Below are 299 nucleotides of genomic sequence, written 5' to 3'. Positions count from 1 at the left end.
AAGGACTTGCCAGTGAATCAACTCTCTGATTCTCTGGCCTCAAGCGTTTCCTGATTTGAGTCGTTCGACGCGTCGGTCGCGTTTTCCGTCTGGGGGGCAACCTGCCGGAAGACTCGGACTCACTGTGCGGGAATGCTGGTGTGGAAATGTCAGTCGCGGCCCGCCGTGAGAGGGGATGACGGGAGATGAAGAACAAGCATGTGGCCGTCTTGCTCGGTGGTTTTTCGTCGGAGCGGCCCGTGTCCCTGTCCTCGGGGAAGGCATGTGCGGATGCGCTCGAGAATGAAGGCTATCGCGTC

The 299-nt window shown here is 59.2% G+C and carries 1 pseudogene; it reads left to right on the top strand.

Features of this window, described 5'->3' with window-relative positions:
* Positions 1 to 185: 185 nt before the first annotated feature.
* A pseudogene (locus EN853_RS33550) lies at positions 186 to 299 on the top strand (D-alanine--D-alanine ligase); the annotation flags it as partial.

This window comes from Mesorhizobium sp. M1C.F.Ca.ET.210.01.1.1 (assembly GCF_004791585.1).
GTDB lineage: Bacteria > Pseudomonadota > Alphaproteobacteria > Rhizobiales > Rhizobiaceae > Mesorhizobium.
This window is presented reverse-complemented; position numbering and strand designations above follow the sequence as displayed.